This is a genomic window from Verrucomicrobiia bacterium, from assembly GCA_035629175.1.
Classification (GTDB): domain Bacteria; phylum Verrucomicrobiota; class Verrucomicrobiia; order Limisphaerales; family DASXHY01; genus DASXHY01.
Window position 1 is genome coordinate 1 of record DASPIL010000081.1, and the last position, 8,717, is coordinate 8,717.

The following is an 8,717-nucleotide window of genomic DNA, read 5'->3' on the forward strand; positions in this document are numbered from 1 at the left end:
CTCGGTGAAGCAAAATTGGAAGTGCTCGGCCGCGAGTGGCGAAAGGTTGAGGCGCAGTTCGCTCCGAATCGCACCGTTCCGAACGCGCGCCTCGTTCTGCTGGCTCACGAGACAGGCGGTGTGTGCATCGACATGGTTTCGCTGTTCCCGCAAAAGACATTTCGCAACCGGCAAAATGGATTGCGCGCGGACCTGGCGCAGGCCGTCGCAGACCTCAAGCCGAAATTCGTTCGCTTCCCTGGCGGCTGCCTCGTTCATGGCCAGGGAATTCACAGGTATTACGATTGGAAGGAAACCATCGGTCCGGTCGAGCAGCGCAAGGGCAGCCGCAACCTGTGGGGTTATCACCAGACGATGGGGATCGGCTACTTTGAATATTTTCAGTTCTGCGAAGACGTCGGCGCGAAGCCTTTGCCCGTGGTGGCAGCCGGTGTCTCCTGCCAGCATTCAGGCAGCTCGCCCAATCGCGGACAGGAAGGTCTGCCCATGGACGAAATGGCTGGTTACATCCAGGACGTCCTGGATTTGATCGAATGGGCGAACGGTCCCGCTACTTCGAAGTGGGGCTCGAAGCGCGCCGCAGCGGGGCATCCGGAACCATTTGGTTTGAAGTATCTCGGCGTTGGAAATGAGGATGCGATCACGCCGATCTTCAAGGAACGGTTTCAGATGATCTATGAAGCGTTGAAGGCGAAGCATCCTGAGATCGTGGTGGTTGGCACGTCGGGGCCGTTCGCAAGCGGCAGCGATTTCGATAAGGGCTGGGCCTTTGCGAAGGAAATTCAGCTTCCGATGGTGGATGAACATTATTATGTCACGCCGCAGTGGTTCTGGAACAATCTTCAGCGCTACGACAAATACGATCGGAGCAGCGCGAAGGTTTACGTGGGCGAATATGCGGCGCACGATCGCGACAGGCGCCGCAACACGCTGCGTTCGGCCATCGCGGAAGCCGCGGGACTCACGGGATATGAGCGCAACGGCGACGTTGTTCATTTCGCCTCCTACGCGCCGTTGTTTGCGCGCCGCCAGCATACGCAGTGGCATCCTGACATGATTTACTTCAATGGCAGCGAAGTGTTCCTGAGCGCCAATTATTATGTGCAACAGTTGTTCGGCCAGAACAGCGGCGACGCGTATCTCGAGACATCCGTGAGCTCCGCAGGCGAAGCGGCCAAGCTGGCGGCATCGACGGTCCGCGATTCGCGTTCAGGTGACATCATCACGAAGATCGTGAATGGCGCAGACACTGCACTGCCGTTGACCGTAGTCCTGCAAGGCATGAGTGCAGCGGAGTTTCGCGGCGTGCGGACCGTGCTGGGCGGAGCGAACGGGGACGCGTTCAATGAGGATGGTGTGGAAGCTGTGGTGAAACCCATTGTGACGGAGGTGACCGTGCAACCCAGCTTTCAGTACGAAGCGCCAGCGCATTCTCTGACTGTATTTCGATTCCGGAAATAGGCGGCGCGCTGCGTTCACGCTGCTTCAGCGCGTGGACTGAGGATGTGTGGGCAAGTGCAACGATTTCGGCCCGCATGACGCTGAATCGGACTAAAGTCCGCGGTCCGGCGGAGGAACGGTTACTCGCAGGAACTTCCAGCCAACGTGCTCCTGCGGCAGGCGCCTCCCGGAGGCGAACAACTGCCGCACGGGTTCCGCGCAATCGGCCAGCCAGTCGCACAGCGTGCCTGCGGGTGTGTCGAATTCCCAAGGCTGTTCGCGGCCGTTGCCCAGCAATAGAAGCTGTCGGTAACTCCACAGGTGCGGCTTGATTGCTGCCATGCCGATTGCTTTCGCGCGGTTCGATGCTTCCTGCGGAATGAGCAGTCCGTGCGGATCCAGATCGCCAAAGTAGAAGACGTTTCGAACGGCTCCCAGTTCGTGGAAAACATCTCCAAGGAACCTCACTCCATCCACGAAGCGGTTGCCGCAACCGTAGATCACCGCGCTGAAGATCATGTGCTGCTCATTCCATCGGCAATAGGAGTGCCAGGTCGCCGCGTTCTCAATCACGATGACTGGCTGATGCACAGCTTCCCTAGGTCCGCGTTTCCATGCGAGGGGTTCCCTGACGAGTTCGCAGCCGAGATCGTTCCGCAGGTTGAGCCTGTCAGGTCGAAACAGTGTCGATGCGAACAGCGCATCCAATCGCTTTTCATCGCCAAAGATTTCCAGGGAGCGTTCCTTGATCGGAATGACTTCACCCACGTTCCCGCCGCGCAGGAATTCGTTGATCTGTTTCAACTCCGCGAAGGAAAGATTAGGCGGGGCGTCGCGAAGAAATGCCAGTCGCGGTTCCCATGAATACTCCCGAATCAACCGGGCCTCTTCATTTGAGGTCGGAACAAAGCCGAAGGCCTGGCACCAACGTTCTTCAGCGATCAACGGAATGGCGATGCGTTGAAGCAGGTGCGGCTTGTAGCGAACCGTTTTTAGTGTCACCCAACCCGCGGACTCCAACGCTCTCGCATCGTGTTCCGCCTCGTTCCGTTCCGTTGCGGAGCGTAGTCCAGCGTCTTCCAGCAGTTCCTCCCATTGGCGTGAAAACGGCCTGAGTGCGGCGGCTGCGACCCGCCCGCCCCGGGCGCGCTGCCATTGCGCGAACAACTCCTGCGCGATCGGGAGATCAGTGGGGTCCAGGCTCACGTCAAGGCTTCCATGGCTTCCGCCATGGTCGTGAGAAGGGGAATGTTTTCGATGCGCGTCACATAGCCGTCGGGATCGCGCTCCACCTGTTTCTGGCACATCACAACGGTTTGCGCATGCGGCACCATGACGCCCAGCCGCTCGGGCGGAAACGCCATGACGAGTTGAAGCTGAAAGCTGCGGGCGAGCGCGAGGCAATCTTCAATGCCATCGCCCGAGAGTTTTGAAAATGCCTCGTCCATCACAACCAGTCCCAATTGCTGGGAACGCGCGGAACTGCGGTCGCCGCGATCATACACGCGGCGAAAGGCTGCAAGCATGGAAATGAAGAAGGGGGCCTGGTTTTCGCCGCCCGAAAGGTTGCGTCCACTGCGCCCAAGCGATATCGGCGGCGCATCGGGTTTATCAGCGGGAACCATCTCGAGGTCGTAGTGATGATAGTTGCGGTAGTCGAGCATCCGCAGCACGCGTGCATCAGCATGGCCGGCGTTGTTGATGGCGTCCATGAGCTCGCGCTTCGCGCGCTCCACTTCGGTTCCGAGCAGCGGGTCCGTGATTTCCAATCCGGATCCGAGCAGCTGCCACATGGCGCCGTAACCTGCTGTGTCCTTGCGCTGGCTGATGCGATAACGGTATCTGCCGACAGGCTGGCCGAGATATCGGTCGAGCAGGCGTATCGTGTTCTGTGCTTCGGTAAGGCGGCGATTCAACTCATTCAGCACGCTGTCTTCCAGCCGCCGTTCCCAATCGTGCCTGCGATCGTCGGCAAGCTGCCGCGACTTTTGCAGTTCGATGCTCTCGAGAACCTGCAGGCGATTTGCCCAACGATCGTTGCTTTCGTCGTCGGACGGAAAGTCGTGCTGGTATTCGGGGTGGCGAAGGTTTCCATGCGGATCACGTGCAGTCGCGAGCGCGTCGCGTTCCGCTTTGCGTTCTGCGCGGGCGAGGATTGCCTGTTCGCTTGCTTTTCTCATTTGCGATTGAACGGCCTCGAGGCAATCAGTCCAGCGCGGGAATTCAGCGCGGAAACGTTCGCGTTGCGAATCAATCTCCGCATCCAGAATGCCGCTGAACCTGCGGCCCAGTTCGACACGGGCCGCGACGAGCTCGCCTGAAAGTTTTTCAGCGTCCGCAGTCCAGCGTTCCAGTCCTTCGCGGTCGGGCCGGATTGTAATCTCGAAGCGATCGTTCTTTTCCTTGAGCACGGCGATCTTCGCGAGCGCCTGGCCGTGACGCTTCTCGGAATCAGCGAGCTGCTGCTGCCGCGCCTCCCGCTCGGGAGTCATCAAGAGGTGGATGGTCTCGCGGAGGCGCCCGAGGTTGCGTTCGAGGTCGGGCAGTTGCGGCAGTTCGGAGGCGCGGTCGGGAAGTGTGCCTGCGCCCAGGCCGCCCTTGCGTCCGCTGTCCAGCCACGCATGAACGTCGTCGAGCTTTCGCTTCAGCGCCTCGTGCAACACTCGCGTTTCGCTGCGTTCCTTCTCCTTAGCCGCGCGCATGCGTTGCAGTCCTTCGCGGCCAAGGGTCAGTTCCACCGCGCCCGCTGGCTTCAAACGCCTTCGCAACGGCGCCTGCTTGAAAATGCCTTCGGGTGTGATCGCGCGGCCGGTGTCGGTTGCTTCGAGTTCCTCAATCGTCTCAACGCATGCGACGTCACCCAGCAAATGTTCCACGTAAGCACGCGCGACGGGATGAGCGACGGTGACCTTATGGAACAACGCGTTGTCGAGCGCGCTCGAGCGGGACTGCCGAACTTCGGCGGGATTGAGCAGCGACTCGGGTTCGCGTCCCGGCGGCGTCTTGCGAAGCATTTCCAAAGCGTCTCGATAATCGGCCGCGTCATTGACGACCAGCACCCAGCGATTGCGGCCAAGGAACAGTTCCAGCGCAGGCCACCAGCGTTCGGCGTCGGGCTTCACTTCAATGAGCCGGCCGAGTTGCTCCACGCGGCTGCCAAGCTTCTGTTGCATCGCAGCGAACAGCGGAAACGAGCCAGGCGCGCGGCCTTGCTCAAGGTGCTCCAGGTCCTCCGCCAATTGGCGCAGCTTCTTTTCCGCGCTGGCGGCATCGGCCCGCAGCGGTTGAAGCAGTTGATCAACGGAGGTCCATAATTCCTCGTTGAATCGCGTGGCGAGTTGCTGCATCGCATGCAATCTGCCGGGGTCCGAGCCGTGATGCAGGTTTGCGAGCAGCGTGTCATTTCCAGCAAGCGCTTCGTTCAACCCGTCGAGCGGCAAAGCAGAGCCATGCTTCAGCCAGTTCATCCAGCGATAATGCCGGTCGTCGAGTTGTTTGCGCACCGACATCTGCGCCGTGCGCAACTCCTCCACCTGTTTCTCAAGCGCGGATTTGTCGCTTGCGAGCCCTGCGATCTTGACGGCATCCGGATCCTTGCCGATTTCGAAGCGAACCTGGTCGAGCAGGCGCTTGAGATCGCTGGCCGTTGCGACGGAGTTCTCGAGTTCCTTCACGTCGCCAGCGTGTTCGGCTTCGAGGCGTTTTAATTTTTCCGCAAGTTCACTTCGACGTTCTTCGGCCTGGGCCAACTTCAACGCGTGGAAGGTGAGGGAAAGAACGGCCTCTTCGCGCCGCGATGCCTCATACGTTTCATGCTGCCGCGTAATGCGGCTGAGGAAGGCAGCTTCATCCTCCTGTTTCTCAAGGCGCCTGCGCGTGTCCTCGTAGGCGCGCAGGGCAATCTTGACATCGCGGACGTCGAGCGGGCTTTCCTCAAGGATGAATTCGCGGATGAACTTCTCCACATTCTCCTCGGGCTCGAATGCGATGGCTTTGGGAAAGGTTCGATGGAATGCCGTGGAATCGAAGTTCAGGTGGCGCGGCGCTGCCATTTCCTCGAGGTAATCGCGCTGGCGTGCAAACAGGCTTTCGTTGCCGTATTCGCGGCGAATCCAAGTGCGAAACGCGTCGTCGGATAAAAGGCTTTTTCCATCAGCCGCAAGCGATGCGTATTCCACGCGGTCAGGAATGCAGAAGTACGTGTGGTGCGGCGCAGCATCCGGGCTGGAGAATTGAAGGCGTATTCCCCAGGTCTCGCGCTTTGGCGATTCACTCCGCTGGGCCGCGCGAGTGAACTCAAGGGCGATCAGCGAAACGCCGCTTTGCCGAAGAAAATGGCGCTGGCCATTGCGCGTCTGGTTGGTGTCGCCAAGGCAATAGCCCACGAGATCGCGGCCGCGCGCATTTCCCGCAGCAGCGCGGTTGAATTGCCGTTCGCCGCCGAGCAGCACGTATTGCATCAGGTCGAGCAGGGCCGACTTGCCCGTTCCGTATGCCCCCGAAATCAGGACGTTGTCATCGACATCAAAAATTTGCCGGAATCCATACCAGTGAATGGCGATGATTCGGGTCAACGAGATGCGCTGGCTCATGGTTCCTCCTCGTTGCGCGCAGCGTCGCGGGGTGGTTCGCCTGTGGATTCATAAAGCGAGGCGTGCTGTTGCCAGGCCGCGGCGTTCTCGAAGGGAATCACTCGCGGCAATGTAGGCAGGATTTCCACCTGCGACTCGCCAAAACGCGTTGGGTCCTCGCTCCATTCAACGCGGACAAGGCGCCGATTGCGCAGTTTGCCGAGCATCTCGCGAAGCTGCGCCTCGGTCGGGGGCGTGATGCCGGCGAAGTAAAGGCGCAGCTTTTCCCAGATGTCATTGGCGGTGATCACCGTCGTCGCGGCGAGGTTCTCCATGCGTGCGTCGTGATAGATGCGCCAGAGCGTCAGGACGAGCAGCGTTTCCGCCTTGTTGAAACGCGCGATCAACGAGCAATCGCCCGGCACGGGACGCAATTGCATGATGGGACGGTCGGGATCGACGAGGACTTCCAGGTGCAGCGGCGCAAGGTATTCGCCGAGTTCGCGCTGATATTCTCGCGCGAGCAGATACAATTCGCGATCGCGACCTGCCTCGCCAATCAATGCGCCGTGGGCCAGGAGTTCGGCGAGGATGTCTGAAATCGCGGCGCGATCATCCTCTTGAATGCGCTGCCAGGTGGTAAATGTGGGCCAGGGAGTGGGCATGTTACGAAATGCGTTCGAGTGTGAACCGTTCCATGAGCCGGCCTGCCTCCGCGTCATGGGGGATGCGGGAAGGGTCGGTTCCGAATTCCGCGCGCATCGGATGAATCCGCCAACGAACGATTCGGGCTGAGTCATTCGCGGGACCGCGATCGAATGCGAGCACCGCGAGCAGGTCGAGAAGGTCGTCTTCGAGATGAACGCGAAGTTGTTCTGTGGAGATGCTGATCCCTTTCTCGGGAAGATGACGCGTCACGAACCGCGCTGCGCGTTGGGGAGTGAGCACGTTGAGGTTGCGCCGGCGAATCTCGTTTGTCGCAGCGCTGCCATCCGACGCTTCTGACTTTTCGAAGCCGAGGTTGATGGACGGGCGCAGGCGTCGGGGCCGTGACAAGGAGTCGGTGCCGAAGAAAACTTCAGCGATCGGCGAGAGCAGTTGCATCCCCGGTTCGGAGGAAAGATCGGCGAACGTTTTGCCATCGTGATGTTCCGCGGCTGCATCCATGTAGCCCTTCACCTGTTCCGGAAGGCGCCCGCGCATTTCAGTTTGATACCGATACCGCGCTGCCGAGAGACGGCTGAAGTCCGCCATCCGCCCGTCGATCAAGCGCTGCTTTATTGGAATCGACGCGAGTTGGCGTTCGAGCTTGCCAAGCCAGCGTTCGGCCTCGGTGTATGCATCAGAAACATCGATCTTCAGATGGCGTGCGAGTCCCTCCGCAAGACGCTGCTTGGTGAACGGGTCGTAGAGCGCCTCCTGCGCAATCGTGCGCGCCTGTGTGAGATTGGGAAGCAGTCCGTTTTCCTGAAGCGCGTCGTAGCAGACCATGTGTTCGCCTGCATGAAAATCGACAAGAAAACGTTGCAGCGTTTCCTGGGCGGAACTGCTGCTGCCCTGCGCGGTGGAGTGCTGGAGAACCAATGATTCCACCGCATGCATCTGGTCGGTGGCTCGGCTGGCCCGCGCGAGCAGATCCTTCACGGTCTGCCGCATTTCTTCGGGGCCGAGACGATTCGGGTCAAGTGATCCTGCATTGAGAAGATCGCGGCACAACGAGCGCAGGGTTGCGGCGAAATCTTTTAGTTCCGCTGGCCGGTTTTCGGCGAGATCGCGCAGCAGGCGCAAGAGCTGTCGAAGCGCAGGCGCAATGAGAACGTAATGCTCATCAAGGCTGACGCGGCGTGGCTCAAGCCAGCGCACCTCAATCAGTTTGTTGAAGAACTGGCTCGCACGCTGATTCAAATCGCGAAATTGCCCGCCCTCGTCTTCATCGAGCTGGACATTCGGATGCTGCACGAGGACATCGCGAATCAGCACGCGGGCTTCGTGGTGCGGCACCTGTCCGCCTTCGTCGGCGGCCTCGGTCAGGCGATCCGCGCAATCGACGTACACGGCAGCGGATGAGCGGGCGAGCGGACGGAAGAATCCGCCATCCAGCAATGGCGCGAGCCGCATTCCGAGCGAGCGTGACGCATCTTTAATCATTCAACGCAAAGGTTTTCACGATGCGCAGTGTGGCGGGACGGAAGGGCTTTGAAAAGCCTGCGGACAACCAGCGGGTTGGTTCCCTTCTTCTCCACTCGGACTGGAGGAGAGGGTCGGGGAGAGGAGGAGCGTTTGAACCTGGGAACAACGTCACGCTGTAGAACGAATCAGCGCACCCTCTCCCCCAGCCCCTCTCCCGCTCCTGCGTCGCAGGCGAGGGGAGAAAATCAGTCTGAAAACGAGCGTCCTGATTTGCGTGTAAAGCCCCCTTCAACTCCCTCTCTTCCGCTCCGAGCGGAGGAGAGGGCGGGGGGAGAGGAGGAGCGTTTGAGCTTGGGAACGACGTGACGCGGTAGAACGAATCAGAGCACCCTTATAGCTGTTCCGAAAGTTATTCAATATCGGCGAGGAAGCCTTATCAGCTCGCCGCAGCCGATGTGAACAACTTTCGCGCCGGGAAATTTCCGAGTTGTGAACAAGATGGATTTTTTCTTCAACAGAAGCGCCACGCGCGGGCCGGGAAGACGAATCACCCCACCCATGTCGCTCGACGAATCG

5 protein-coding genes are annotated in these 8,717 nt (G+C 59.9%); 1 reads left to right on the plus strand and 4 read right to left on the minus strand.

Going from position 1 to position 8,717, the window contains the following annotated elements:
• Positions 1–1,461, plus strand: a 1,461-nt coding sequence (locus tag VEH04_14890; protein ID HYG24064.1) for an alpha-L-arabinofuranosidase C-terminal domain-containing protein, incomplete at its 5' end; no start/stop codon positions are given.
• A 90-nt stretch (positions 1,462–1,551) separates the two neighbouring features.
• Here the strand turns inward: VEH04_14890 and VEH04_14895 are convergent.
• The 4 genes from VEH04_14895 to VEH04_14910 are packed head-to-tail and all read right to left on the minus strand — an operon-like array spanning position 1,552 to position 8,159.
• Complete coding sequence (locus VEH04_14895) at positions 1,552–2,646, minus strand: Wadjet anti-phage system protein JetD domain-containing protein (GenBank protein ID HYG24065.1); 1,095 nt, start codon at positions 2,644–2,646, stop codon at positions 1,552–1,554.
• Positions 2,643–6,032, minus strand: coding sequence for an SbcC/MukB-like Walker B domain-containing protein (locus VEH04_14900; protein ID HYG24066.1), 3,390 nt, complete (start codon positions 6,030–6,032; stop codon positions 2,643–2,645). Before VEH04_14900 ends, VEH04_14895 begins: the two co-directional genes overlap by 4 nt.
• A complete protein-coding gene (locus tag VEH04_14905; GenBank protein HYG24067.1) occupies positions 6,029–6,676 on the minus strand; it encodes a DUF4194 domain-containing protein in 648 nt (215 codons plus the stop codon). The genes VEH04_14900 and VEH04_14905 overlap by 4 nt, the downstream gene beginning before the upstream one ends.
• Position 6,677: 1 nt before the next feature.
• On the minus strand, positions 6,678–8,159 hold the full coding sequence (locus VEH04_14910) for a Wadjet anti-phage system protein JetA family protein (protein HYG24068.1): 1,482 nt from the start codon (positions 8,157–8,159) through the stop codon (positions 6,678–6,680).
• Positions 8,160–8,717 lie beyond the last annotated feature (558 nt).

Excerpts from the sequence above, each read along its gene's own strand:
- VEH04_14900 (HYG24066.1), bottom strand. The coding sequence starts at position 6,032 with ATGAGCCAGCGCATCTCGTTGACCCGAATCATCGCCATTCACTGGTAT.
- VEH04_14905 (HYG24067.1), bottom strand. The coding sequence starts at position 6,676 with ATGCCCACTCCCTGGCCCACATTTACCACCTGGCAGCGCATTCAAGAG.
- VEH04_14910 (HYG24068.1), bottom strand. The coding sequence starts at position 8,159 with ATGATTAAAGATGCGTCACGCTCGCTCGGAATGCGGCTCGCGCCATTG.